The sequence below is a fragment of the uncultured Kluyvera sp. genome, from assembly GCF_902485085.1.
In the GTDB taxonomy this organism is placed as follows: domain Bacteria; phylum Pseudomonadota; class Gammaproteobacteria; order Enterobacterales; family Enterobacteriaceae; genus Kluyvera; species Kluyvera ascorbata.
Window position 1 is genome coordinate 1 of sequence record NZ_CABTJS010000142.1, and the last position, 26,972, is coordinate 26,972.

Genomic DNA, 26,972 nt, shown 5'->3' on the forward strand with positions numbered 1-26,972 from the left:
AAGTGAAACGCCGTAGCGCCGATGGTAGTGTGGGGTCTCCCCATGCGAGAGTAGGGAACTGCCAGGCATCAATTAAGTGAAGAAGCCCATCCTGACGGATGGGCTTTTTTGCGTCTGCGATTTAAAGGCCTGTAGGCCTGATAAGCGCAGCGCCATCAGGCACGCCCGGCGCACACTGCCGGATGGCGGCTTCGCCTTATCCGGCCTACTATTTGTGACGTAAATGCAGTAGCGGATACGGTCGGCCATGATCATCCATCTCCGACCGCCCAGTAACCTCAAATCCCATCTTCTGATAGAACCCTACCGCCTGCGCGTTCTGCTCGTTCACATCCGTCGTTAAATCGGCAATTAGCGCTAATGCATGCTCAACTAGCAGGCGTCCCACGCCGCTACCGCGAACATCGGGGTCGACAAACAGCGCCTCAAGATGGTGTTCAGAAAGCAGCATAAACGCCACCGGTACATCATCCGTATTTACCGCGACCCACAGCGGTGCGTCGGGCAGAAAGGCGCGCACCTGGGTCTCTATTGCTACTCTGTCCTTAGCGGACAGAAAATCATGCGTTGCATCAACCGAACGGCACCAGATAGCCACTAACCGCTCGCCCTCATGGCGCTGTGAACGTCGAATTATCACGGTAATACTCCTATCAGAATTGTTTCCGCATTCTACCGCAAGCGTGATTGAAACTTTCTCACCTTGAACATGCAGACTCGACATTTCGCGTATTTCTCGGTATTGTTAGCTGTCTGGATGTCTAAACGTTTATACGTATGCTGTGAGGTAATAAGGTTATGCCGATTCGGGTGCAGGACGAGCTACCAGCCGTCAATTTCTTGCGTGATGAGAACGTCTTTGTGATGACCACGTCGCGTGCTACAGGTCAGGAAATTCGTCCTTTGAAGGTACTGATCCTCAACCTGATGCCGAAGAAGATTGAGACAGAAAACCAGTTCCTACGCCTTCTGTCAAACTCACCGCTACAGCTGGATATTCAGCTCCTGCGTATCGATGCGCGCGAATCTCGCAACACGCCAACCGAACATTTAAATAATTTTTACTGCAATTTCGACGACATTCGCGACCAAAACTTCGATGGGTTGATCGTCACCGGTGCGCCGTTAGGCCTGGTGGAATTCAACGACGTTGCCTATTGGCCACAGATCCAGCAGGTGCTGGAATGGGCAAAAGATCACGTTACGTCGACGCTGTTTGTCTGTTGGGCGGTACAGGCCGCACTCAATATTCTCTACGGTATTCCAAAACAGACCCGCAGCGACAAACTCTCCGGCGTTTACCAACATCACATTCTTCACCCGCATGCCCTGCTGACTCGTGGTTTTGATGATAGCTTCCTGGCACCACACTCTCGCTATGCCGACTTCCCGGCGCAGCTGATCCGTGACTATACCGACCTGGAAATTCTCGCTGAAACGGAAGATGGTGACGCCTATCTGTTCGCCAGCAAAGATAAACGCATCGCTTTTGTTACCGGTCACCCGGAATATGATGCCCATACCCTGGCGAGTGAATTTTTCCGCGACGTGGATGCCGGTTTAACCCCGGAAGTACCCTATAACTACTTCCCGAAAGACGACCCTAATAACAAACCGCACGCCACCTGGCGCAGCCACGGAAACCTGCTGTTTGCCAACTGGCTCAACTACTACGTCTACCAGATCACACCGTACGATCTGCGGAATATGAACCCTACTCTGGATTGATCCTCTACTCTCCACGATCCTAAAGCGTTTCAGCATTCTCAATCAGGCACCTTCGGGTGCCTTTTTTGTTTCCGAAAACACCTCCAGTAAAAATTATATTTTTATCTTATTACTAATCAATAAGTTGCATTTATTTTTAATTAAAAATGGAAATTGTTTTTGTTTTTTTAATTTTATTGATTAGGCTTAAAAACGTTGAGCGAAAACTACACAACGATCTTCTGCTCAGCTGGCGGGGAAACTATTCGGATCACTTACGAGGAGCTGCACCATGACACAACAGGCCACAACAACCGATGAACTGGCTTTTCTTAAGCCTTCTGGCGCGCAGGAACAGCAGGTTCTGACTGAGGATGCGGTGGAATTTCTGACCGAACTGGTGACCCGATTTACGCCTGAACGCAATAAGCTGCTGGCCGCACGTATTCAACAGCAGCAGGATATCGACGATGGCAAACTCCCTGGTTTTATTTCGGAAACTGCTTCCATTCGTAATGAAACCTGGAAGATTCGTGGTATTCCGGCTGATTTACAGGATCGCCGCGTAGAAATTACCGGGCCGGTTGAGCGCAAAATGGTCATTAACGCGATGAACGCGAACGTCAAAGTGTTCATGGCTGACTTTGAGGATTCCCTCGCACCGGACTGGAACAAGGTCATTGAAGGCCAGATCAACCTGCGCGATGCCGTTAACGGCACCATCAGCTACACCAACGACGCGGGAAAAATCTATCAGCTCAAGCCCGACCCTGCGGTGCTTATCTGCCGCGTACGCGGTCTGCACCTGCCGGAAAAGCACGTGACATGGCGCGGTGAAGCCATCCCGGGCAGCCTGTTTGATTTCGCGCTCTACTTTTTCCACAACTACAAAGCGTTGCTGGCCAAAGGCAGCGGCCCCTATTTCTATCTGCCGAAAACGCAGGCCTGGCAGGAAGCGGCCTGGTGGAACGAGGTATTCTGCTTTGCGGAAGACCGCTTCAACCTACCGCGCGGCACCATCAAAGCCACGCTGTTGATTGAAACGCTGCCGGCGGTTTTCCAGATGGACGAAATTTTGCACGCGCTGCGTGACCACATTGTTGGCCTGAACTGCGGCCGCTGGGATTACATCTTCAGCTATATCAAAACCCTGAAGAATCACCCAGACCGCGTACTGCCGGACCGTCAGGTAGTGACGATGGATAAACCGTTCCTCAGCGCCTACTCGCGCCTGCTGATTAAAACCTGCCACAAGCGCGGTGCCTTCGCGATGGGCGGTATGGCGGCGTTTATCCCAAGCAAAGATGCCGAGCGTAACGCGCAGGTACTGAACAAGGTGAAAGCGGACAAATCGCTGGAAGCCAATAACGGCCACGACGGCACCTGGGTGGCGCACCCGGGTCTGGCGGATACTGCGATGGCGGTATTTAACGAGGTGTTGGGTGAGCGTCCTAACCAGTTAGCTGTTTCCCGCGCTGACGATGCGCCGATTACCGCAGAAGAGCTGCTGACACCATGCGACGGTGATCGCACGGAAGAGGGGATGCGCGCCAACATTCGCGTGGCAGTTCAGTACATCGAAGCCTGGATCTCCGGCAACGGCTGCGTACCGATTTATGGCCTGATGGAAGATGCGGCGACCGCCGAGATCTCCCGCACCTCCATCTGGCAGTGGATCCACCATCAGAAAACGCTCAGCAACGGCAAACCGGTGACCAAACCACTGTTCCGCCAGATGCTGGCCGAAGAGCTGCTGGTTATCAAAGATGAGCTGGGCGATGCGCGCTTCAGCGGCGGCCGTTTCGATGATGCCGCACGCCTGATGGAGCAGATCACCACCTCCGACGAACTTATCGACTTCTTGACCCTGCCCGGCTACCGCCTGCTGGCGTAATTCACCACATAACAATATGGAGCATCTGCACATGAAAACTCGTACCCAACAAATTGAAGATTTACAAAAAGAGTGGACGCAGCCTCGCTGGGAGGGCATTCGTCGCCCGTACAGCGCGGAAGAAGTGGTGAAACTGCGCGGGTCGGTCAACCCGGAATGTACGCTGGCTCAGCTCGGTGCCGCCAGAATGTGGCGTCTGCTGCATGGCGAATCGAAAAAAGGTTACATCAACAGCCTTGGCGCGTTGACCGGCGGCCAGGCGCTGCAACAGGCGAAAGCGGGTATTGAAGCGGTGTACCTCTCCGGCTGGCAGGTGGCGGCGGACGCGAACCTGGCCTCCAGCATGTACCCGGATCAGTCGCTCTACCCGGCGAACTCCGTCCCGGCGGTGGTCGACAGAATCAACAACACCTTCCGCCGCGCGGATCAAATTCAGTGGGCGAACGGCATTGAGCCAAACGACCCACGCTATGTGGACTATTTCCTGCCGATCGTTGCCGACGCCGAAGCCGGCTTCGGCGGCGTACTGAACGCCTTTGAACTGATGAAGTCGATGATTGCAGCCGGTGCAGCGGCGGTACACTTCGAAGATCAGCTGGCCTCAGTGAAGAAATGTGGCCACATGGGCGGCAAGGTGTTGGTACCGACTCAGGAAGCGATTCAGAAGCTGGTTGCCGCGCGTCTGGCGGCCGATGTGATGGGTGTACCAACCCTGCTGATCGCCCGTACCGATGCGGATGCGGCGGATCTCATCACTTCCGACTGCGACCCTTACGACAGCGACTTCATCACCGGCGAGCGCACCAGCGAAGGTTTCTATCGTACTCATGCGGGCATCGAACAAGCGATCAGCCGTGGCCTGGCGTACGCGCCGTACGCCGACCTGGTGTGGTGTGAAACCTCCACCCCGGATCTGGCGCTGGCGAAGCGCTTTGCCGACGCTATTCACGCGAAATACCCTGGCAAGCTGCTGGCCTACAATTGCTCGCCGTCGTTTAACTGGCAGAAAAAGCTGGATGATAAAACCATTGCCAGCTTCCAGCAGCAGCTGTCGGACATGGGCTACAAATACCAGTTCATTACCCTGGCGGGTATCCACAGCATGTGGTTCAACATGTTTGACCTGGCGCACTCCTACGCGCAGGGCGAAGGGATGAAGCACTACGTTGAGAAGGTTCAACAGGCTGAGTTCGCGGCGGCGAAAGATGGCTATACCTTCGTTTCCCACCAGCAGGAGGTCGGCACCGGCTACTTCGATAACGTCACCACCATTATCCAGGGCGGCGTATCGTCGGTGACCGCGCTGACGGGATCGACGGAAGAATCGCAGTTCTGATGAATGCCGGATGGCGCTTGCGCTTATCCGGCCTACCCGAAAATGTAGGCCGGATAAGGCGTGAGCCGCCATCCGGCAATGAGGGCGAAAGATGACGCGTGGCCTGGAACTCCTGATTGCCCAAACGATTCTGCAAGGCTTTGACGCCCAGTACGGGCGTTTTCTGGAAGTGACGTCTGGTGCACAGCAACGGTTTGAACAGGCCGACTGGCATGCGGTTCAGCAGGCAATGAAAAGCCGTATCCATCTGTACGACCACCACGTGGGGTTGGTGGTTGAACAGCTGCGCTGCATTACCGATGGTAAAAGTACCGATGCGGATTTTCTGCTGCGCGTCAAAGCGCAGTACACCCGCCTGCTGCCGGATTACCCGCGCTTCGAAATTGCCGAGAGTTTTTTTAATTCGGTCTATTGTCGACTCTTCGATCACCGCTCGCTAAGCCCCGAGCGGTTATTTATTTTCAGCTCGCAGCCGGAGCGTCGCTTTCGCGCGATTCCACGCCCGCTGGCGAAAGACTTCTTCCCGGATTCTGGCTGGGAAGCGGTGATTTTCAAAATGCTCAGCGACCTACCGCTGCGTCTGCCGTGGCAAAACAAATTCCGTGACGTCGGCTATATCATGGCGCACCTGAGCGAAACGCTGGGCGCTGAGACGCTGCATCGCGCGCATCTGCAAATCGCTAACGAACTGTTTTATCGTAATAAAGCCGCCTGGCTTATTGGTAAGCTCATCACGCCAGACGGCACGCTGCCGTTTTTAATCCCGATTCATCGCACCGATGAAGGGGAGCTTTTCGTCGATACCTGCCTGACCACCACCGAAGAGGCGAGCATCGTCTTTGGCTTCGCGCGTTCCTACTTTATGGTTTACGCCCCGTTGCCCGCTGCTCTGGTCGAGTGGCTGCGGGAGATCCTGCCGGGCAAAACTACCGCTGAACTGTATATGGCGATTGGCTGCCAGAAGCACGCGAAAACGGAAAGCTACCGTGAGTACCTGAACTACATCGCCAGCACCGACGAGCAGTTTATCGAAGCGCCGGGCATTCGCGGGATGGTGATGTTAGTGTTCACGCTGCCGGGATTCGACCGGGTATTTAAAGTCATCAAAGACCAATTCGCGCCGCAAAAAGAGATGTCTGCCGCCCACGTGCGCGCCTGCTACCAGCTGGTAAAAGAGCATGACCGCGTTGGCCGCATGGCGGATACCCAGGAATTCGAAAACTTCGTGCTGGATAAGCAGCAGATTTCCCCCGCGCTAATGGCGCTCTTATTGCGAGAAGTTCCGGAGAAAATCGTCGATATGGGCGATAAAATTGCTATCAGCCATCTCTACATCGAACGCCGAATGGTGCCGTTGAATATCTGGCTGGAGCGAGTGGACGGCCAGCCGCTGCGCGATGCGGTGGAGGAGTACGGTAACGCCATTCGCCAGCTTGCCGCCGCCAATATTTTCCCCGGCGATATGCTGTTTAAGAATTTCGGCGTCACCCGCCATGGCCGCGTGGTGTTCTACGACTACGATGAAATTTGCTATATGACGGAGGTAAACTTCCGCGATATTCCACCGCCGCGCTATCCGGAGGATGAACTCGCCAGCGAGCCCTGGTACAGCGTGTCGCCGGGGGATGTCTTCCCGGAAGAGTTCCGCCACTGGCTATGCGCCGACCCACGTATCGGGCCGCTGTTTGAAGAGATGCACGCCGACCTGCTCAGCGCCGACTACTGGCGCGGCCTGCAAACGCGTATTAAGAATGGGCATGTAGAAGACGTTTACGCCTACCGCCGCCGCCAGCGTTTCAGCGTGCGTTATGAACCCGACCGTAGGCCGGATAAGGCGCTTGCGCCGCCATCCGGCAATGCGCGCCGATCTGCCTGATGGCGCTACGCTTATCAGGCCTACCGAAAATGCCCCTATTGGGGCATTTTGTTTATTTAATGCCGCCGTACGCCAGTGTGACTTCTTTCGCCGCTTTAATCACCATTGCGCCAAACTCGGTGACCCGGTCGTCGGTAATGCGCGAAATCGGCCCGGAAATGGAGATGGCCGCAAACGGCTCGCGGTGCTCGTCGTAAATACACGATGCCACACAGCGCAGGCCGAGCGCATGTTCTTCATCATCAAACGAATAGCCGCGCTTGCGCGTCTGGGCGAGGTCATCTTTCAGATGTACCGGCGACACCAGCGTCGCGTGAGTGTAAGCGTGCAGCCCTTTGCGGTGCAGCAGGCTGGTGACTTCCTCTTCGCTCAGTTGGGATAAGAACGCTTTGCCCGCGCCGGAGGCGTGCATTGGCAGCTTGCCGCCGATTGGGGCGGACATACGCATCAGCTGCGTACACTGTACCTGGTCGATAATAATCGCCTGGTGATCGCTCTTATCGAGTACCGCCAGATTCACCGTCTCGCCGGAATCTTCCATCAGCTTGCGCAGAATCGGGTGGACGATCGCCAGCAAATTACGGCTTTGCAGGAAGCTGCTGCCGACGATAAAGGCGTGTGCGCCGACGGACCAATGCCCCAGCTCACCCACCTGACGCACAAATCCCAACTGCTGCATGGTGGTCAGCAAGCGGTGGGTGGTGGAGTTCGGTAGCCCAGCCTGCTGTGCGAGTTCGGTCAGCGCGACGCTGCTATGGGATTCGGCAATCCACTCCAGCAGCTTCAGGCCGCGGGTCAGTGATTGCACCTGGCCGGTTGCCGGGGCAGCGGCAGGGGCGGGTTTTCTACCGCGTTTCGCAGGAACGTTGGCAACCATCGCAACTCCTTTCTGTATCGTGGAAATTGTTTTCGTTTTTATTGATTATAATACAACCGTTCGTATTACTGCTCCGATGAGTCATGTTGAACATGTCTCAAGTAGCAAGTTGTTTCCTTTTCCACCCCCACAGTTTATGCCAGTATGCTTTATTGCTTTTTTATCTCTGGGTTTCGTTGAGCGGTGTCGGGAGTGCTTGTGAGCAGCAAAGTGGAGCAACTGCGTGCGCAGTTAAATGAACGTATTCTGGTTCTGGACGGTGGCATGGGCACCATGATCCAGGGCTATCGTCTGAGCGAGCAGGACTTCCGCGGCGAACGCTTCGCCGACTGGCCGTGCGACTTGAAGGGCAACAACGACCTGCTGGTGCTCAGCAAGCCGGAGGTCATCAGCGCTATCCATAACGCCTACTTTGAAGCGGGCGCGGATATCATTGAAACCAATACCTTTAACTCCACGACTATCGCTATGGCGGATTACCAGATGGAATCCCTGTCGGCGGAGATTAACTTTGCTGCGGCGAAACTGGCACGCGCCTGCGCCGACGAATGGACGGCGCGCACGCCGAATAAACCGCGCTATGTCGCGGGCGTGCTTGGCCCAACCAACCGCACCGCCTCTATCTCACCGGACGTCAACGACCCGGCTTACCGTAACGTGACTTTCGATCAGCTGGTAGCGGCCTATCGTGAATCCACCAAAGCGCTGGTGGAGGGCGGTAGCGACCTGATTCTGATTGAAACGGTCTTCGATACCCTGAACGCCAAAGCGGCAATCTTTGCGGTGAAAGAAGAGTTTGAAGCGCTGGGCGTTGACCTGCCTATCATGATTTCCGGCACCATCACCGACGCCTCCGGGCGTACGCTCTCCGGCCAGACGACCGAAGCGTTCTACAACTCCCTGCGCCACGCCGACGCGCTGACCTTCGGCCTGAACTGCGCCCTCGGCCCGGACGAACTGCGCCAGTACGTCCAGGAACTGTCGCGCATTGCCGAATGCTACGTGACTGCGCACCCGAACGCCGGTCTGCCGAACGCTTTCGGCGAGTACGACCTTGATGCCGACACCATGGCGGCCCAGATCCAGGAATGGGCGCAGGCGGGCTTCCTCAACGTGGTGGGCGGTTGCTGCGGCACCACGCCGGAACACATTGCGGCGATGAGCCGCGCGGTCGAAGGCTTGCCGCCGCGCAAGCTGCCGGATCTGCCGGTGGCGTGCCGTCTGTCCGGCCTTGAACCACTGAACATCGGCGACGATAGTCTGTTTGTGAACGTCGGCGAACGTACCAACGTCACCGGCTCGGCGAAGTTTAAACGCCTGATCAAAGAAGAAAAATACAACGAAGCGCTGGACGTGGCCCGCCAGCAGGTAGAAAGCGGCGCACAGATCATCGACATCAACATGGATGAGGGGATGCTCGACGCCGAAGCGGCGATGGTACGTTTCCTCAACCTGATTGCCGGTGAGCCGGATATCGCCCGCGTGCCGATTATGATCGACTCCTCCAAATGGGACGTCATCGAAAAAGGGCTGAAGTGCATTCAGGGCAAAGGCATCGTCAACTCCATCTCGATGAAAGAGGGCGTTGAACCGTTTATCGAACACGCGAAAAAAGTGCGTCGTTACGGTGCGGCAATGGTGGTGATGGCCTTTGATGAAGTGGGCCAGGCCGACACCCGCGAGCGCAAAATTGAGATTTGCCGCCGCGCCTACAACATTCTGACCAAAGAGGTGGGCTTCCCGCCGGAAGACATCATCTTTGACCCGAACATCTTCGCCGTAGCCACCGGCATTGAAGAGCACAACAACTACGCACAGGACTTTATCGGCGCCTGCGAAGACATCAAACGCGAGCTGCCGCATGCGCTGATCTCCGGCGGTGTCTCCAACGTATCGTTCTCATTCCGCGGTAACGACCCGGTGCGTGAAGCCATTCACGCGGTGTTCCTCTACTACGCCATCCGTAACGGCATGGATATGGGGATCGTCAACGCCGGTCAGTTGGCGATTTACGACGACCTGCCGGCCGAGCTGCGCGACGCGGTTGAAGATGTGATCCTCAACCGTCGCGACGACGGCACCGAGCGTTTGCTGGAGCTGGCCGAAAAATATCGCGGCAGCAAAACCGACGAGACCGCCAACGCTCAACAGGCGGAATGGCGCAGTTGGGACGTGAGAAAGCGTCTCGAATACTCGCTGGTAAAAGGCATTACCGAATTTATCGAGCTCGACACTGAAGAAGCCCGCCAGCAGGCTGCGCGCCCGATTGAGGTGATTGAAGGGCCGCTGATGGACGGCATGAACGTGGTCGGTGACCTGTTCGGTGAGGGCAAAATGTTCCTGCCGCAGGTGGTGAAATCCGCCCGCGTGATGAAACAGGCGGTGGCCTACCTTGAACCGTACATCGAAGCCAGCAAAGAGAAAGGCTCCAGCAACGGCAAGATGGTTATCGCGACCGTGAAGGGCGACGTGCACGACATCGGCAAAAACATCGTCGGCGTGGTGCTGCAGTGTAATAACTACGAAATCATCGATCTCGGCGTGATGGTTCCGGCGGACAAAATCCTCAAAACCGCCAAAGAGGTGAATGCGGACCTGATTGGCCTCTCTGGCCTGATTACCCCGTCGCTGGATGAAATGGTTAACGTGGCAAAAGAGATGGAGCGTCAGGGCTTTACCATTCCGTTGCTGATTGGCGGCGCGACCACCTCCAAAGCGCACACCGCGGTGAAAATTGAGCAGAACTACAGCGGCCCAACGGTCTATGTGCAGAACGCCTCGCGCACCGTGGGCGTAGTGGCTTCGCTGCTCTCCGATACGCAGCACGATGACTTTGTCGCTCGTACGCGTAAAGAGTACGAAACCGTGCGTATTCAGCACGGGCGTAAAAAACCACGCACCCCGCCGGTAACGCTGGCCGCTGCGCGCGAAAACGATCTGGCGTTCGACTGGGAAAACTACACCCCGCCGGTGGCGCATCGTCTGGGGGTACAGGAAGTTGAAGCCAGTATCGAAACGCTGCGTAACTACATCGACTGGACGCCGTTCTTTATGACCTGGTCGCTGGCCGGGAAGTACCCGCGCATTCTCGAAGATGAGGTGGTGGGCGAAGAGGCGAAGCGTCTGTTCAAAGATGCCAACGACATGCTGGATCAACTGAGCGCGGAAAAATCCCTCAACCCTCGCGGCGTCGTTGGGCTGTTCCCGGCCAACCGCGTGGGCGACGATGTGGAAATTTATCGCGACGAAACGCGCACCCACGTGCTGACCGTTAGCCGTCATCTGCGCCAGCAGACTGAGAAAGTCGGCTTTGCGAACTACTGCCTGTCTGACTTTGTGGCGCCGAAAACCTCCGGCAAAGCGGACTACATTGGTGCCTTCGCGGTAACCGGTGGTCTGGAGGAAGACGCATTGGCCGATGCGTACGAAGCGAAGCACGACGATTACAACAAGATCATGGTGAAGGCGATTGCCGACCGTCTGGCGGAAGCCTTTGCCGAGTATCTGCACGAGCGCGTGCGTAAGGTTTACTGGGGCTACGCACCGAATGAAAACCTGAGCAACGAAGAGCTTATCCGCGAAAACTACCAGGGGATTCGCCCGGCTCCTGGCTACCCGGCCTGCCCGGAACACACCGAGAAGGGCACCATCTGGGAACTGCTGGACGTGGAAACCCACACCGGTATGAAGCTGACCGAATCCTTCGCCATGTGGCCAGGCGCGTCGGTTTCCGGCTGGTACTTCAGCCACCCGGACAGCAAGTACTACGCGGTGGCGCAGATTCAGCGCGACCAGGTTGAGGATTACGCCTTCCGTAAAGGGATGAGCGTGGCGGAAGTGGAGCGCTGGCTGGCGCCGAACCTCGGCTACGATGCCGACTAATTCACAAAACCGTCATCTTTCCTTACAACTAACAGGGCGCTCAATGAGCGCCCTGTCTCTTTATTGGGCGTAAACCCTTATACTGAAAGAAGGCTCACGCGCGCTGCACACCTTATTCGGCCAGCATAGGGATGATTTGTAGGCCTGATAAGCGCAGCGCCATCAGGCATATGAGCCTCAGGAACCCATAACAATAAGGAGAAAATGATTCCGTGTTAACTCTGCTGCACCTGCTTTCCGCCGTCTCGCTGTTGGTGTGGGGCACCCATATCGTGCGTACGGGCGTAATGCGCGTCTTCGGCGCACGCCTGCGTACCGTGCTCAGCCGCAGCGTCGAGAAAAAACCGCTCGCCTTCTGCGCAGGTATCGGCGTTACCGCGCTGGTCCAGAGCAGCAACGCTACCACCATGCTGGTGACCTCCTTTGTCGCGCAGGATCTGGTCGCCCTGACGCCTGCGCTGGTGATTGTGCTGGGGGCTGATGTCGGGACCGCGCTGATGGCGCGTATTCTGACCTTCGACCTGTCATGGCTGTCGCCGCTGCTGATATTTATCGGCGTGGCCTTTTTCCTTGGCCGCAAGCAGACCCGCGAAGGGCAGCTTGGACGCGTCGGGATTGGCCTTGGGCTTATCCTGCTGGCACTGGAGCTGATTGTTCAGGCGGTCAGGCCGATTACTGAAGCCAACGGCGTACAGGTGATATTTGCCTCGCTGACCGGCGATATCCTGCTGGATGCTCTGATTGGTGCGGTATTCGCTATCATCAGTTACTCCAGCCTGGCGGCGGTGCTGCTGACCGCGACGCTGACCACCGCAGGAATTATCTCTTTCCCGGTGGCGCTGTGCCTGGTGATTGGCGCTAACCTGGGCTCTGGCCTGCTGGCGATGCTCAACAACAGCGCCGCGAATGCCGCTGCCCGCCGCGTGGCGCTGGGTAGCCTGCTGTTTAAGCTGGTGGGCAGCCTGATTATCCTACCGTTCGTCCATATTCTGGCTGAGGTGATGCACAAGCTGCCGCTGCCGGAGTCCGAGCTGGTTATCTACTTCCACGTCTTCTACAACCTGATTCGTTGCCTGGCGATGGTGCCGTTTGCCGAGCCGATGGCACGCCTCTGTAAGCGCCTGATTCGCGACGAGCCGGAGCTGGACGCCAACCTCAAGCCGAAGCACCTGGACGTGACCGCGCTGGATACCCCAACGCTGGCGCTGGCCAATGCCGCCCGCGAAACCTTGCGCATCGGTGATGCCACCGAGCAGATGCTGGACGGGCTAAAGAAGGTGATGCACGGCGAGCCGCGTGAAGAGAAAAACCTGCGCAAGCAGGCGGATGACATTAACGTGCTCTACACCGCTATCAAACTCTATCTGGCGCGAATGCCGAAAGATGAGCTGGCGGAAGAGGAGTCCCGCCGCTGGGCGGAGATTATCGAAATGTCGCTCAACCTCGAGCAGGCTTCGGACATCATCGAACGCATGGGCAGCGAGATTGCCGATAAATCGCTGGCCGCACGCCGTGCCTTCTCGGTTGAGGGGTTAAAAGAGCTGGAAGCGCTGTATGAGCTGCTGCTAAGTAACCTGCAACTGGCGATGTCGGTCTTCTTCGCCGGTGACGTCACCAGCGCCCGCCGCCTGCGTCGCAGCAAGCACCGTTTCCGTATTCTGAACCGCCGCTACGCGCACGCGCACGTCGACCGTCTGCACCAGCAGAACGTGCAGAGTATCGAAACCAGTACTCTGCACCTGGCGCTGCTCGGCGATATGCTGCGTCTGAACTCGCTGTTCTGCTCTGTTGCCTATAGCGTGCTGGAGCAGCCGGATGAAGACGACGATCGCGACGATTACTAGCGTAAACCCGGCGTCGCTGCGCTTATCAGGCCAACGGTTTGTAGCCCGGGCGAGGCGTTTACGCCGACCCCGGGTTTATGGCTCAAAAGCGATGCCCTTCCTCCAGCGCCACCGCTTCTTCGCCTGCTCTGAACACATAGGTGGTACGCGGCCCGCCAAGGGTTGCCTCACCATTAGCCACCTGAATCCAGTTACCTTCCGGCAGACCAATCACCGTTAATTCCGGCGCCACGACCAGCAGTTCGCGAATACGCTGCTCACGGGTTTCGCCTTTATGGCCTTCCGGCAGCGCGTTAGTGAAGTGTGGGTTAATCTGCAGCGGGAACAGCCCCAGCGCATCAAAGCCTTTCGGGTCGACAATCGGCATATCGTTGGTGGTACGAATGGTCTGGCAGGCGAGGTTTGCGCCCGCGCTCCAGCCTACGTACAGCGCGCCGCGCTTCACCACGTCGACAATCGGTGCCAGCAACCCGCGCTCGCGACTCTCTTTCAGCAGTTGGAAGGTGTTGCCACCGCCGACGATAATCAGCTCGGCGTTTTCAATTGCGGAGATAGGGTCTGCCACGCTATGGATACCGGTGACAGTGACGCCCAGCGGTGCCAGAACGGCGGCAGTTTTTGCCGTGTATTCGTCCCAGGTCTGCGTGACACCTGCAAACGGCAGAAACACCGTGCGACGGCGGCCGTTCAGTTGACCGGCAATCAGCGGCAGCGCGTGTTCCAGCCAGGCTTTACCCGGCAGCGTCGAGTTACTCAGCAGAAGTAAGTCCATCATTTCTCCTATTAATCAGAAAATTATCGAGCAGGGCAGCATGTTATCACCCTACGTCGGGTGGCTTACTGATGTAGTTCACGATGTTGCAGTCGATAGTCTGGAAGAAGGCTCGCAGGAACGATAAGTGTGGCATGACAGATGGTGTTCCGGTGTTTATTTTCAACCCAGGATGCTAACCGTGTAAGGAATAGAAAATGCTCGCTTATTACGCTAATCTTAGACAAATTATGCGCATTACAATGGGGGTTATTATGCGCACGACATCTGGTGTGAAAAAATCCGTCAACGTCTCTCTGGCACCTGAAATTCTGGAGGAGGCGCGTAAGCTGAAAATCAATTTGTCTGCAGTATTAACGGAAGCCTTGCAGGAAAAGTTTCGCGAAAGTCATCGAGAAGCATGGCTACGGGAGAATAAAAAAGCGATTGAGTCCGTTAACCAATGGGTGGATGAGCATGGCTCGTTCAGCGACTTTCAAAGGCCATTCTGATGGATCAGTACTGCGCCTATGAAAATCAGGGAAAAGGGAAACAGGCCTATCCCTTTTTAATCAATCTGCAGCACCCCGTCGCGAACGCGTTGCGCTACGAAATGCGGTAGATTTTATCCTCAGCGGTTATTAGCGCGCCGTTAAGACGCGCGAAAAAGGGAGCGCTTACCCCGCTCTGGCAAACGCCGCTGCCTCAGCAACCAGCGCATCGTCCGGCCGCACGCCGGTGTACATAACAAACTGCTCCACCGCCTGCAGGGCAATCACTTCGGCGCCGCTGATAGTCTTTTTCCCCAAACGTTGAGCGAGCTGAATCACCGGTGTTTCCGGCGGTAGGGCCACGACGTCGAAGACCACGCTGGCGCGTGCCACCATCGTTTCGTTAAAGGCGAGTTGCTCGCTCTCTTTGCCGCCCGCCATGCCGATAGGCGTGACGTTGACCAGAATATCAATATCGTCAGCTTCCGGCTGCGCCTGCCACTGCAATCCGTACTGTTTTGCCAGCGCGGTGCCGTTGGCTTCATTGCGAGCGGCGATAATGACGTCGCTAAAGCCCGCGTCGCGGAAGGCGGCAATGACGGCCTTCCCCATCCCGCCGCTGCCCTGAATCATCACGCGGGCAGAGGTATCGAGCTGGTGGCTGGCAATCAGGCTTTTTACCGCGATGTAATCGGTGTTAAACCCGGTCAGGTGACCGTTGTCATTAACGATGGTGTTGACGGAGTCGATGACCCTGGCTGACGGATCGATAGCATCCAGAAACGTCATGCAGCTCTCTTTAAACGGCATCGATACTGCACAGCCGCGGATGCCTAGCGCGCGAACGCCTTTCACCGCCGCCTCAATGTCCTGCGTGGTAAAGGCTTTATAGATAAAATTCAGCCCCAGTTTTTCATACAGATAGTTATGAAAGCGCGTGCCAAAGTTGCCGGGGCGGCCGGCAAGCGACATGCACAGCTGGGTATCACGGTTAATCATGGTCATGTCCTCGTCAAAGTCTTACTGCACTAAATATTCTGCGGTGGCACGGTCGGTGACCAGCGCGTTGATATGCTGCCCGCGCAGCGCGCCAAGGAGGGCGGCGTACTTCTCTTCACCGCTCGCCAGACCGATGACATAGCGGGCCTGCTTTAAGGTCTTGAGCTCAATGGAAAGCGTTTTGTCCTGCATTGCGGTGGCAACGGGCATGCCGTTATCGGCAAAAAAGCGCGAGCAGATATCTCCAGCCACCTGAAGCGCCTCCAGCTCATCGCTCTGCGCATTGCCGTAAAACGCCTGCCAGTTGGCGGCATGGCGAATGGCGGGTGAACCAATGCCCACCACGGCGATGTCCAGCCGCTGCCAGTATTCGGCCAGCGTCTGAAAATGAGGAGATTGCATGATGCCCTGGCGAATCAGCGGGTTATCCAGCAGGGCCGGAAAATCAGCGAGATACGACTCGCCTTTGAGCCGCGTGGCGGCGCTGTAGGTCAGGGTATTGACGTGATAGCGGCTCGGAAGCTTACCCGACGGCCCGCCAACGATAGGCACGCACACCAGCGGGCGAGGCTGGCTGGACTGCGGCAATGCTTCGACCAGCGCGCTGACCGCACGCCCCCAGCCGAACCCAATGACGGCGTTCGGCGACAGCAGACGCTCAAACAGCTGCGCGCCATAGGCTCCCGCCTCGCTCTCCTGCGGTGCGACAACGGCCTCTTTCAGGCCAAATTTCTGTTTCAGTCGTTCTTCCAGCCACAGACTATCGTTGTAGTCATAGTTGATAGCGATGGTCACCACGCCAAGCTCACGCCCGCGTTTGAGCAGGCGGCTAATGGTGGTGCGGTAAATCCCCAGTTCGTGGGCGATTTGCGCCTGCGTCATCTCCTGCTCGTAGTAAAGCTGGGCAATTTTCACGATCAGGCGGATATCGTCGCTATTTTCCATCGAAGTGGCTGGCTCCTGCACATATGTGCAAAACGTAAAAACGGGTTCTCGATCTGGTATAGCGCCGTCACGTCGGGAGTTCAAGCGTATTTGCGGAAAAGCTGTCAGCCGAGGGGGCGCACTTATGTGCAAAATCGATGTGATGAAAACAATGATTTGTCGCGGACTATTTTTTCTCACCCGGAAGGTAGGGTATATTTCGCTTTTACAGGAGAATTTATGCTGCCAGACTCATCCACCCGATTAAATAAATACATCAGCGAAAGCGGCATCTGCTCGCGTCGCGAAGCGGATCGCTTTATCGAACAAGGCAACGTCTTTATCAACGGCAAGCGCGCGACGATTGGCGATCAGGTTGTGCCGGGCGACGTTGTGAAGGTCAATGGTCGATTGATTGAGCCGCGGGAAGCGGATGATCTGGTGCTGATTGCGCTGAACAAACCCGTCGGTATCGTCAGTACCACCGAAGACGGCGAGCGCGACAACATTGTGGATTTCGTTAACCACAGCAAGCGTATCTTCCCGATTGGCCGTCTGGATAAAGACTCCCAGGGGCTGATTTTCCTCACCAACCACGGCGACCTGGTGAACAAGATCCTGCGTGCCGGCAACGACCACGAGAAAGAGTATCTGGTCACCGTCGATAAGCCGGTCACCGATGAATTTATTCGTGGAATGGGTGCGGGCGTACCGATTCTGGGTACGGTGACGAAGAAGTGTAAGGTGAAGAAAGAGGCGCCGTTCGTCTTCCGTATTACCCTGGTGCAGGGCTTAAACCGTCAGATTCGCCGCATGTGCGAGCACTTTGGTTTCGAAGTCACCAAGCTTGAGCGTACGCGCATTATGAACGTCAGCCTGACGGGTATTCCGCTGGGTGAGTGGCGCGACCTGACCGACGACGAGCTGGTGGATTTGTTCAAGCTGATTGAAAACTCTTCCTCCGAAGCGAAACCGAAGGTGAAGGCCAAGCCGAAAACCACCGGTATCAAGCGCCCGGTCGTGAAGATGGAAAAAACCAGCGAGAAACCAGCACGCCCGGCGGGTAACGGTAAACGCTTCACCGCGCCGGGACGTAAAAAGAAAGGCCGTTAACGCCTGCCGCGCGTCGGCGTACTCGCCGACCATGAAAACGAACTCTCGGTATCCGGTTTATAAGCCTGCTGTTTTTTTACCTGGCGGGCTTTCTTCGCTTCGGCTTCGCGCTGAACCATCAGCTTATCGATGTACTCCTTTTTCACGCTATTGGTTTCCGCGTTGGTCAGCGGACGGCCATGCGCAATGCGCGCGCGGTCGAGCAGGGTTTTCAGTTCACGCTGCTCGCGCTCGGTCATCTCTTTTTGCGTAATGCGGGGGAGTGCCATAAGGGTTGCCCTCAATCGGATAGTTAACCCAGTGTACGGCAAAGGGAGATATCTTTGTAGCCCGGCCAAGCAAAGCGCCGCCGGGGCGGCTTTGAGCTATCCCGGCGGCGCTTTGCCTGGCCGGGCTACGGGGTTATTTTTGCTTTTTCTGCTCGATAGGCTTCCCTGACCAGTACCCCGCCAGCAGCGACCCAGACAGGTTATGCCATACGGAGAACAGCGCGCCCGGCAGCGCGGCCAGCGGCCCGAAGTAGATTTTCCCCAGCGCCGCGGCAAGCCCGGAGTTCTGCATGCCGACCTCAATCGCCAGCGTGCGGCAGGTCGACTCATCAAAGCCAAACAGACGACCGCCCCAGTAACCACCGAGCAGGCCGATGGTATTGTGCAGAATGACGGCGATAATCACCATAAAGCCCACGGAAGCGATATGCGACGCTGAACCAGCAACCACCGCGCTGATAATCGCCAGAATACAGATCATCGAAAACGCCGGCAGATAAGGCTCCACCGCTTTCACCACGCGTGGAAACAGGTGGTGGATAACCAGGCCCATGGCAATCGGGATAACCACAATTTGCAGGATGCTGAGCAGCATGCCCATCACGTCGACCTGAATATGTGCGTCAACGTACAGGCGTGTCAGCAGCGGCGTGGCGACCACGCCAACCAGCGTGGAGACGGACGAGATAGTGACCGACAGCGCCACGTCGCCCTTTGCCAGAAAGATCATCACGTTCGAGGCTGTACCACTAGCCACGCTGCCAACCAATACCATGCCGGCGGACAGCTCCGGCGGCATATGGAAAGCCAGCGCCAGCAGCCAGGCGGCAAGCGGCATCACGAGGTAGTGCAGGAAAATCCCCGCCGCCACCGGCGCAGGGCGCGACAGTACGCGCTTAAAATCGTCCACCTTAAGATGCACGCCCATGCCGAACATAATCAGCATCAGCAGCGAGGGAACCAGCGGCCCGATAGGCGTGAAGGTGGTGGGAGAGAAGTAGGCAATAACAGAGAGCAGCAGCGCCCATAACGGGAACAGCCGGGTGATAACGGCGAGCATGTTGTATTCCTTGCAATATATTGGTGTTGTGTTGTGTTTTTATAGAAAAAAGCCGGGTTCAAGCCCGGCTATAGTTATTGTTTATCGCGTGGTGGAATATTATTCAAACAAATTATGATGAAGTTTCTGCACCACCTGCTCGGCTTCCGCTCCCGGCACCAGGAAGCACAGGTTATAGCTGGACGCACCGTAGCAAATCATGCGGATGTTGAACGGCTCAAGCACGCCAAACACCTCTTTGCCCACGCCGCAGGCTTTCGACAGGTTATTACCAATCAACGCCACCAGCGCCAGGTTCTCTTCTACTTCTACGCGGCACAGCGCCGACAATTCCATCAGCAGCGACTGCGTTAGCAGGGTATCGCCGGTAGAGGTTGAACCGGTGGTATCCAGCGTTAACGCGACGCTAACTTCAGAGGTGGTGATCAGGTCTACAGAGATGCTGTGGCGCGCCAGAATGCCGAACACTTCCGCCAGGAAACCGCGGGAGTGCAGCATGTTCAGGCTGTGCAGGGTCAGCAGAGTCTGCTTACGACGCAGTGCCAGCGCGCGGAATAAAGGTGGGTTGGCGGTTTTATTGCACACCATCGTGCCGCCGGCTTTCGGATCTTTGCTGGAGCCGACGAACACCGGAATATCGCTGCGAACGGCGGGCAGCAGGGTCGCCGGGTGAAGGACTTTCGCGCCAAAGGTCGCCAGCTCGGCGGCCTCTTCAAAGGCGATTTCATCAATACGTTTTGCCGCTGGAACCACGCGCGGGTCGGTGGTGTAGATACCTGGAACGTCAGTCCAGATATCGACACGCGTCGCATGCAGCGCTTCGCCCAGCAGCGCGGCGGTGTAGTCGCTGCCGCCACGACCAAGCGTCGTGGTGCGGCCTTTGCTTTCGCTGCCGATGAAGCCCTGGGTGATCACCAGACCTTCGTCGAGGCGCGGAGCCAGTTGCTGGGTTGCCAGTTCAGCCAGTGCGGTAACGTCCGGCTCGGCGCGGCCAAAGCGGTCGCTGGTGCGCATCACTTTGCGCACGTCAAACCACTGCGCCTGCACGTGACGTTCACGCAGGATTTCAACAAATAGCAGGGTAGACATCAGTTCGCCGTGGCTGACCAGTTCGTCGGTCAGGGCGGTTGACGTTGCCAGGGAAGCGGCTTCCGCCAGCGTGCCGAGGTTTTCCAGCAGGCGTTCAATTTCATCGCGGATAACGGCAGGGTTTGCCAGACGTTCAAGTACGGCGTACTGAATGGCGCGAATGGCTTCCAGTTTGGCCTGGCGCTCAGCTGGCTCCAGCCCTTCGGCCAGGGCAACCAGCAGGTTGGTGACGCCCGCCGAAGCAGACAGCACAACCACGCGTACGTTGGCGTCGGAGAGCACCACATCGGCGCTACGGTTCATGGCGTCAAAATCGGCCACGCTGGTGCCACCAAATTTGGCGACGACTAATGCTGTCATAATAACCTCGTGTCAGGGGAGGTCAGGTTCAGATAAACCGGACCAAATTATTCAGCCTTGGCACAAGGGAAGAGCGAAAGACGGGTGGGCGCAGAGCGATAAACAACTACGATTTCACCCAGAAGTGCTCCACCACTTGCGAAACGCCCGACTGCGAACGTTTCTGGTGACAACCCAGGGGATTCAGCCCCTGCAGCCGATGGTGAACGCAACCTGTTGTTCACGCATCTCGGCGTTGCTCCCCCTCAGGTGTTTTCACAGGATTGGTTCCTCCCACACCCTTTACCTGGGCAACGCGCCTCTTCTGGCCTGCGCATGCGCAGGTAGTACGTTTATAAATAAAGGGTTAGCGGGTACCTTGTCAACGCTGGGGTTATGCGGATTTTTCATGCAGGCGAGCCCCACAGAAACGGGGCTTATAAAGACTATACTTTTGTCTGTTTTCTGCGCGATTTTGTCAGCCTTAGGGGGGATAACATTAAAACCATCACAATTTTTTGTGACAGGCGCTACAATCGAGGCAGTTTGATTCTTAAATCAGAAGGGTATTGCTAATGAAAAACATCAACCCAACGCAGACCGCTGCGTGGCAGGCACTACAGAAACACTTCGATGTCATGAAGGACGTGACCATTGCGGAACTGTTCGCTAAAGATAGCGACCGTTTCAGCAAGTTTTCCGCGACCTTCGACGATCAGATGCTGGTCGATTTCTCCAAAAACCGTATTACCGAAGAGACCCTGGCAAAACTGCTCGATCTGGCCAAAGAGACCGATCTGAGCGGTGCGATTAAGTCCATGTTCTCCGGCGAGAAAATCAACCGCACCGAAGACCGTGCCGTGCTGCACGTGGCGCTGCGTAACCGTAGCAATACCCCAATTATCGTTGATGGCAAAGACGTGATGCCGGAAGTGAACGCGGTGCTGGAGAAGATGAAAGCCTTCTCTGAAGCGATCATCTCCGGTCAGTGGAAAGGCTATACCGGCAAATCCATCACTGACGTGGTGAACATCGGTATCGGTGGCTCCGACCTCGGCCCATTCATGGTGACGGAAGCGCTGCGCCCGTACAAAAATCACCTGAACATGCACTTCGTCTCTAACGTCGATGGCACCCACATCGCCGAAGCGCTGAAAAACCTGAATCCGGAAACCACGCTGTTCCTGGTGGCGTCTAAAACCTTCACCACTCAGGAAACCATGACCAACGCCCACAGCGCGCGCGACTGGTTCCTGGCAAGCGCGGGCGACCAGAAGCACGTGGCAAAACACTTCGCGGCGCTGTCTACCAACGGTAAAGCGGTGTCTGAATTTGGTATCGATACGGCCAACATGTTCGAGTTCTGGGACTGGGTTGGCGGCCGCTACTCTCTGTGGTCCGCGATTGGTCTGTCTATCATTCTGTCCGTGGGTTACGACAACTTCGTTGAGCTGCTCTCTGGCGCGCACGCGATGGACAAGCACTTCTCCACCACGCCTGCGGAGAAAAACCTGCCGGTACTGCTGGCGCTGATCGGCATCTGGTACAACAATTTTTACGGTACCGAAACTGAAGCGATTCTGCCGTACGACCAGTACATGCACCGCTTTGCCGCGTACTTCCAGCAGGGTAACATGGAGTCCAACGGTAAGTACGTTGATCGTAACGGCAACAAGGTTGAACACCAGACTGGCCCAATCATCTGGGGCGAGCCGGGCACCAACGGCCAGCACGCGTTCTATCAGCTGATTCACCAGGGTACCAAAATCGTTCCGTGCGATTTCATCGCCCCGGCCATCACCCACAACCCGCTGACCGACCATCATCCTAAGCTGCTGTCTAACTTCTTCGCCCAGACCGAAGCGCTGGCGTTTGGTAAATCTCGCGAAGTGGTTGAGCAGGAATACCGTGACCAGGGTAAAGACCCAGCAACCCTGGACTACGTGGTGCCGTTCAAAGTGTTCGAAGGCAACCGCCCAACCAACTCCATCCTGCTGCGCGAAATTACCCCGTACAGCCTGGGTGCGCTGATTGCCCTGTACGAGCACAAAATCTTCACTCAGGGCGCTATCCTGAACATCTTCACCTTCGACCAATGGGGCGTAGAGCTGGGTAAACAGCTGGCTAACCGCATCCTGCCTGAGTTGAACGATGATAAAGCCATCGACAGCCACGATAGCTCCACCAACGGTCTGATCAACCGTTATAAATCCTGGCGCGCGTAAGGTTATATATTCTCAATGCCGGCGTAATGCCGGCATTTTTTTGTCAGATAATTCCGTATATCTTCATTTTCTGAATTATATTGATATTGAGCATAATCCTAAATATCACCTATCCCAGATGTATGTTTCGGATTAACCGTATATTGTCATTCTTAAATCAATAATTAACACGCTGTTATTTATTGATATTTTATTTTCTTATCTTTCATTTTCATATTTTCCGAAAAAACCTTCCCCTATTTCCCATCACCGAATTCCGTTCATTTGGTTGTGTATACTCGATGACGCCTGAATATTCTCAGGTACATATCCATTCATCTAATGAAGGGAATACGTATGAAGAAAATCCTCTATGGCATTTTTGCCATATCGGCGTTTGCTGCGGCAAGCGCCAGCGCGGCACCTATTGAAACAGGTGAAGCGGCTGGTGCAGCAGCAACGTCAGTGTCGGCCGGGAGTTCAACCGCCACCAGCGCCAGCACCGTAGGTTCTGCGGTCGGTATGGCGCTGGCAGCGGCTGGCGGTGATGGTTCCAACACCGGGACCACCACCACGACCAGTACGACAACGACCACCCGTACTCAATAAAAACGGTACGTTAATCCTAACCACACTTCGGTGTGGTTATTTTGCCCCTGGAGAAGCGTCGTGAAGCGACTTGTTATTCCCCTTATTTGCCTGTTGCTTCAGGCGTGTTCACCCAGCACCAAGGGACTGGGTAAATCGCTTTGGCAAAGCGTATCTGGTGAGTCGGGCGTACAGCTTACCGACGACGAAATCCAGACCATGCCATACGCCAGCCAATATATGCAGCTTAACGGCGGACCGCAGATCTTCGTGGTGCTGGCGTATTCCGAAGAAGGTCAGCAGAAATGGCTGACGCAGGACCGGGCAATGCTGGTGACACAGCATGGACGCCTGGTAAAAACCAAGCTGGCGGGCGACAACCTGCTCACGGTGAATAACCTCGACAACGACCCGCTGGCCCGCCCGAACCAGATAACTGACGGCGCGCGCTGGACGCGGACCATGGGCTGGACCGAGCACCAGCAGGTGCGCTATGCCACCGCCACGTCCACCTTCCACTGGGACGGCAACGATACGCTGACCATGTCGGGCCAGGACACCGCCGTACGCGTGCTGGAAGAGGAGGTGACTACCTCTGAAGCGAGCTGGCGCAACCGCTACTGGGTCGACAGCGAAGGGCAAATTCGCCAGTCAGAACAATATCTCGGCGCAGGAACCTTCCCGGTAAAAACCATGCTTATCAAGGCGGCGAAATCATGAAAAAACCGTTAATTATCGCCGCCATGCTAAGCGCTATCTCCTTTGCCGCCCAGGCGGCAGGTACCGTCGAGGTTCATATGGCGGGCGTTGAAAAGCCGCTGACTTTAACCCACGCCGAACGATTGGCCGACCTGGTTGGGCAACCGAGGCTGGCGGGAAGCTGGTGGCCCGGCGCGGCGATCACCTCTCCGCTGGCCGCCGCTCAAGCCGAGCGTGAACATCAGGCGCTGCTGGCAGAACTGGCCGCGCTTGCGGCGGATGAGGGCGGTAGCGAGGCGGGGGCGATTAATGCCCTGCGCAACCAACTGCAGGCCATCCCGGTGACCGGGCGCTTATTGGTGCCGCTGGACCCTGACACCGTGCGGGTCCGCAGCAAGAATAACCCGCCGCTCGAAGGCCATTACACCCTGTGGCTGGGGCGTGAACCTTCCACCATCACGCTGATTGGTCTGGTGGATAAACCGGGAAAAATCCCTTTCACGCCGGGACGCGACGCGGCCAGCTACCTCGATGATATCAGCCTGCTCAGCGGCGCGGATCGTAGCTACGCCTGGGTGATTTACCCGGACGGGCACACGCAAAAAGCGCCGGTGGCGTACTGGAATAAGCGGCACGTTGAACCGATGCCCGGCAGCATTCTGTTTGTCGGCTTTGCCGACTCACTGTGGACGAAAAAATACGAAGCGCTGAACGCTGAAATCCTTCGCTCCCTGTCGCAGCGGAGACCTGAATAATGAAAAAAGCCTGTCTTTACAGCCTGCTGGCCCTGTCGGTTAGCGCGGCGTGCCATGCGGAAACGTTTCCCGCCCCTATCGGCCCCTCGCAGTCAGACTTTGGCGGCGTAGGCCTGCTGCAAACCCCAACGGCGCGCATGGCGCGCGACGGCGAGTTCAGCCTGAACTATCGCGATAACGATCAGTACCGCTATTACTCCGCCTCCGCCCAGCTTTTCCCGTGGCTCGAAACCACGCTGCGCTATACCGACGTGCGTACCAAACAATACAGCAGCGTGGATGCCTTCTCCGGCTCGCAAACCTACAAAGATAAAGCCTTCGACGTGAAGCTGCGCCTGTGGGAAGAGAGCTACTGGATGCCGCAGGTGGCGGTCGGCGCGCGCGACATCGGCGGTACCGGCCTGTTTGACTCGGAATATATTGTTGCCAGCAAAGCCTGGGGGCCGTTCGACTTTACTCTCGGCTTAGGCTGGGGCTATCTCGGCACCAGCGGTAACGCCACCAACCCGTTCTGCTCCTACAGCGACAAATACTGCTACCGCGATAATAGCTATCGTAAAGCGGGCTCGGTTGATGGCAGCCAGATGTTCCATGGCCCGGCGGCTTACTTTGGCGGTATTGAGTACCAGACGCCGTGGCAGCCGCTGCGCCTGAAGCTGGAGTATGAAGGTAACAACTACCAGCAGGACTTTGCTGGCAAGCTCGATCAGAAGAGCAAAATTAACGTCGGCGCTATTTATCGCGTTACCGACTGGGCCGATGTGAACCTCAGCTACGAGCGTGGCAATACGGTGATGTTCGGCTTTACCCTGCGCACCAACTTTAACGATCTGCGTCCGTCCTATAACGACAACGCGCGCCCGACCTATCGACCTCAGCCGCAGGATCCTATCCTCCAGCATTCGGTAGTGGCGAACCAACTGACCCAGCTTAAGTACAATGCGGGCTTTGCGGCGCCGAATATTCAGGTGCAGGGCGACACGCTGTACGTCACCGGCGAGCAGGTGAAGTATCGTGATTCGCGTGAAGGGATCGAACGCGCCAATCGGATCATCGCCAACGATCTTCCGGAAGGGATCCGCACGATCCGCATTACCGAGACGCGGCTGAATCTGCCGGAAGTGACCACGGAAACCGATGTGGCGAGCCTGCAACGGCATCTCGCCGGGGAGCCGCTGGGGCAGGAGACGCCGCTGGTGCAAAAACGCGTCGCGCCGATCGTGCCGGATAAAACCGAGCAAGGCTGGTATATCGACAAATCGCGCTTTGATTTCCATATCGACCCGGTGCTTAGCCAGTCTATCGGTGGGGCGGAAAGCTTCTATATGTACCAGGTGGGGGTAATGGGCTCGGCGGACTGGTGGGTGACCGATCACCTGCTGACCAGCGGCAGCCTGTTTGCCAACGTTGCAAACAACTACGATAAATTTAACTACACCAACCCACCGAAGGACTCAACCTTGCCGCGCGTTCGTACGCATATCCGTGAATATGTGCAGAACGATGTTTACGTGAATAACCTGCAGGCCAACTACTTCCAGTATCTGGGCAATGATTTCTACGGTCAGGTCTACGGCGGCTATCTGGAAACCATGTATGGCGGCGCAGGGGCGGAAGTGCTCTATCGCCCGGTGGACAGTAACTGGGCCTTCGGTCTGAACGCCAACTACGTGAAGCAGCGTGACTGGCGCAGCGCGCAGGACATGATGAAGTTTACCGACTACAGCGTGAAGACCGGGCACCTCACCGCCTACTGGACGCCGTCGTTTGCTCAGGATGTGCTGGTGAAAGCGAGCGTCGGGCAGTATCTGGCGGGAGATAAAGGCGGCACGCTGGATATCTCGAAACACTTCGATAGCGGCATTGTGGTCGGCGCATACGCCACCATTACCAACGTCTCAGCGGACGAGTATGGCGAAGGGGAGTTCACCAAAGGGGTCTATGTGAATATCCCGATGGATCTCTTCACCTCCGGCCCAACCCGCAGCCGCGCGGTTGTTGGCTGGACGCCGCTGACGCGCGATGGCGGTCAAATGCTGGGACGCAAGTTTGAGCTGTATAACATGACCGGCGATAAGAGCCAGAACTTCAGATAACGTTCACCTCGTAGCCCGGACGAGGCGTTTACGCCGACTCCGGGGAGGCACTGAGCCGAACCCGGCGGCGCTTCTGTACGACCGGATACATAGGTAACACTTCAGACCGGGAACATAGGTAACACTTTCCTAGTCTATCCGGATAATACTACGGCTTTTCCGGTCATAGTAAGCAAGCG

21 protein-coding genes and 1 riboswitch are annotated in these 26,972 nt (G+C 56.5%); of the genes, 13 read left to right on the top strand and 8 right to left on the bottom strand.

Annotated features, from left to right (window positions below; translation table 11 throughout):
- Nucleotides 1-208: 208 nt before the first annotated feature.
- Entirely contained in the window at nucleotides 209-646 is a 438-nt protein-coding gene (locus RDN66_RS17625; RefSeq protein ID WP_035897897.1) for an acetyltransferase, read from the bottom strand.
- Between the two features lie 152 nt (nucleotides 647-798).
- Here RDN66_RS17625 and metA point away from each other — a divergent pair, with 152 nt between their 5' ends.
- The 4 genes from metA (at nucleotide 799) to aceK (ending at nucleotide 6,813) form a co-directional block, all read left to right on the top strand.
- On the top strand, nucleotides 799-1,728 hold the full coding sequence (metA, locus tag RDN66_RS17630) for a homoserine O-succinyltransferase (RefSeq protein ID WP_202216769.1): 930 nt from the start codon (nucleotides 799-801) through the stop codon (nucleotides 1,726-1,728).
- 271 nt (nucleotides 1,729-1,999) lie between these two features.
- Nucleotides 2,000-3,601 carry a malate synthase A gene (gene aceB / locus RDN66_RS17635; protein ID WP_202216768.1) on the top strand — a complete coding sequence of 534 codons (1,602 nt, stop codon included), beginning with the start codon at nucleotides 2,000-2,002 and terminating at the stop codon, nucleotides 3,599-3,601.
- A 31-nt stretch (nucleotides 3,602-3,632) separates the two neighbouring features.
- Nucleotides 3,633-4,937: an isocitrate lyase gene (gene aceA, locus RDN66_RS17640; RefSeq protein ID WP_202216767.1), complete on the top strand. Its 1,305-nt coding sequence runs from the start codon at nucleotides 3,633-3,635 to the stop codon at nucleotides 4,935-4,937.
- A 91-nt stretch (nucleotides 4,938-5,028) separates the two neighbouring features.
- Complete coding sequence (gene aceK / locus RDN66_RS17645; RefSeq protein ID WP_202216766.1) at nucleotides 5,029-6,813, top strand: bifunctional isocitrate dehydrogenase kinase/phosphatase; 1,785 nt, start codon at nucleotides 5,029-5,031, stop codon at nucleotides 6,811-6,813.
- Between the two features lie 52 nt (nucleotides 6,814-6,865).
- Here aceK and iclR read toward each other — a convergent pair whose 3' ends face one another.
- Nucleotides 6,866-7,690: a glyoxylate bypass operon transcriptional repressor IclR gene (gene iclR / locus RDN66_RS17650; protein ID WP_035895219.1), complete on the bottom strand. Its 825-nt coding sequence runs from the start codon at nucleotides 7,688-7,690 to the stop codon at nucleotides 6,866-6,868.
- A 198-nt stretch (nucleotides 7,691-7,888) separates the two neighbouring features.
- Between iclR and metH the strand changes: the two genes are divergently transcribed.
- Together metH and RDN66_RS17660 are read left to right on the top strand one after the other, a co-directional pair.
- Nucleotides 7,889-11,572: a methionine synthase gene (metH, locus tag RDN66_RS17655; RefSeq protein ID WP_035895217.1), complete on the top strand. Its 3,684-nt coding sequence runs from the start codon at nucleotides 7,889-7,891 to the stop codon at nucleotides 11,570-11,572.
- Between the two features lie 212 nt (nucleotides 11,573-11,784).
- Nucleotides 11,785-13,416: a Na/Pi cotransporter family protein gene (locus tag RDN66_RS17660; protein ID WP_035895216.1), complete on the top strand. Its 1,632-nt coding sequence runs from the start codon at nucleotides 11,785-11,787 to the stop codon at nucleotides 13,414-13,416.
- A gap of 82 nt (nucleotides 13,417-13,498) precedes the next feature.
- Here the strand turns inward: RDN66_RS17660 and pepE are convergent, their stop codons facing one another.
- Nucleotides 13,499-14,188 (bottom strand): dipeptidase PepE, encoded by a 690-nt coding sequence (pepE, locus tag RDN66_RS17665; protein WP_308538084.1) that lies wholly within the window; start codon nucleotides 14,186-14,188, stop codon nucleotides 13,499-13,501.
- A 197-nt stretch (nucleotides 14,189-14,385) separates the two neighbouring features.
- Here pepE and RDN66_RS17670 point away from each other — a divergent pair, with 197 nt between their 5' ends.
- Nucleotides 14,386-14,679 (top strand): type II toxin-antitoxin system CcdA family antitoxin, encoded by a 294-nt coding sequence (locus RDN66_RS17670; protein ID WP_202216765.1) that lies wholly within the window; start codon nucleotides 14,386-14,388, stop codon nucleotides 14,677-14,679.
- A gap of 165 nt (nucleotides 14,680-14,844) precedes the next feature.
- Here the strand turns inward: RDN66_RS17670 and RDN66_RS17675 are convergent, their stop codons facing one another.
- Both RDN66_RS17675 and RDN66_RS17680 read right to left on the bottom strand, forming a co-directional pair.
- The gene (locus RDN66_RS17675; protein WP_202216764.1) at nucleotides 14,845-15,657 is read right to left on the bottom strand and encodes a shikimate 5-dehydrogenase; all 813 of its coding nucleotides are present in this window, start codon (nucleotides 15,655-15,657) and stop codon (nucleotides 14,845-14,847) included.
- A gap of 21 nt (nucleotides 15,658-15,678) precedes the next feature.
- Nucleotides 15,679-16,602 carry a sugar-binding transcriptional regulator gene (locus RDN66_RS17680; protein WP_202216763.1) on the bottom strand — a complete coding sequence of 308 codons (924 nt, stop codon included), beginning with the start codon at nucleotides 16,600-16,602 and terminating at the stop codon, nucleotides 15,679-15,681.
- Between the two features lie 219 nt (nucleotides 16,603-16,821).
- On the opposite strand from RDN66_RS17680, the gene rluF reads away from it, so the two are divergent.
- Complete coding sequence (gene rluF, locus RDN66_RS17685; protein WP_035895209.1) at nucleotides 16,822-17,694, top strand: 23S rRNA pseudouridine(2604) synthase RluF; 873 nt, start codon at nucleotides 16,822-16,824, stop codon at nucleotides 17,692-17,694.
- On the opposite strand, the gene RDN66_RS17690 is transcribed toward rluF, so the two are convergent.
- From RDN66_RS17690 to lysC, 3 genes are all read right to left on the bottom strand, one after another.
- Nucleotides 17,691-17,963 carry a DUF3811 domain-containing protein gene (locus RDN66_RS17690; protein WP_202216762.1) on the bottom strand — a complete coding sequence of 91 codons (273 nt, stop codon included), beginning with the start codon at nucleotides 17,961-17,963 and terminating at the stop codon, nucleotides 17,691-17,693. The two genes, rluF and RDN66_RS17690, sit on opposite strands and share 4 nt — an antisense overlap.
- A gap of 133 nt (nucleotides 17,964-18,096) precedes the next feature.
- Nucleotides 18,097-19,023 (bottom strand): ketopantoate/pantoate/pantothenate transporter PanS, encoded by a 927-nt coding sequence (panS, locus tag RDN66_RS17695; RefSeq protein ID WP_202216761.1) that lies wholly within the window; start codon nucleotides 19,021-19,023, stop codon nucleotides 18,097-18,099.
- A 99-nt stretch (nucleotides 19,024-19,122) separates the two neighbouring features.
- Nucleotides 19,123-20,472 (bottom strand): lysine-sensitive aspartokinase 3, encoded by a 1,350-nt coding sequence (gene lysC / locus RDN66_RS17700; RefSeq protein ID WP_035895204.1) that lies wholly within the window; start codon nucleotides 20,470-20,472, stop codon nucleotides 19,123-19,125.
- Between the two features lie 114 nt (nucleotides 20,473-20,586).
- Nucleotides 20,587-20,784: riboswitch (Lysine riboswitch) on the bottom strand.
- A gap of 242 nt (nucleotides 20,785-21,026) precedes the next feature.
- On the opposite strand from lysC, the gene pgi reads away from it, so the two are divergent.
- The 5 genes from pgi (at nucleotide 21,027) to RDN66_RS17725 (ending at nucleotide 26,793) form a co-directional block, all read left to right on the top strand.
- Entirely contained in the window at nucleotides 21,027-22,676 is a 1,650-nt protein-coding gene (gene pgi / locus RDN66_RS17705) for a glucose-6-phosphate isomerase (protein WP_035895202.1), read from the top strand.
- Between the two features lie 336 nt (nucleotides 22,677-23,012).
- Nucleotides 23,013-23,264, top strand: coding sequence for an exopolysaccharide production protein YjbE (gene yjbE / locus RDN66_RS17710; RefSeq protein ID WP_035895200.1), 252 nt, complete (start codon nucleotides 23,013-23,015; stop codon nucleotides 23,262-23,264).
- A gap of 60 nt (nucleotides 23,265-23,324) precedes the next feature.
- Nucleotides 23,325-23,963, top strand: coding sequence for a YjbF family lipoprotein (locus tag RDN66_RS17715; RefSeq protein WP_035895198.1), 639 nt, complete (start codon nucleotides 23,325-23,327; stop codon nucleotides 23,961-23,963).
- Nucleotides 23,960-24,697, top strand: coding sequence for a capsule biosynthesis GfcC family protein (locus RDN66_RS17720; RefSeq protein ID WP_202216760.1), 738 nt, complete (start codon nucleotides 23,960-23,962; stop codon nucleotides 24,695-24,697). The genes RDN66_RS17715 and RDN66_RS17720 overlap by 4 nt, the downstream gene beginning before the upstream one ends.
- Nucleotides 24,697-26,793, top strand: coding sequence for a YjbH domain-containing protein (locus RDN66_RS17725; RefSeq protein WP_202216759.1), 2,097 nt, complete (start codon nucleotides 24,697-24,699; stop codon nucleotides 26,791-26,793). Before RDN66_RS17720 ends, RDN66_RS17725 begins: the two co-directional genes overlap by 1 nt.
- The last annotated feature ends 179 nt before the right edge of the window (nucleotides 26,794-26,972 follow it).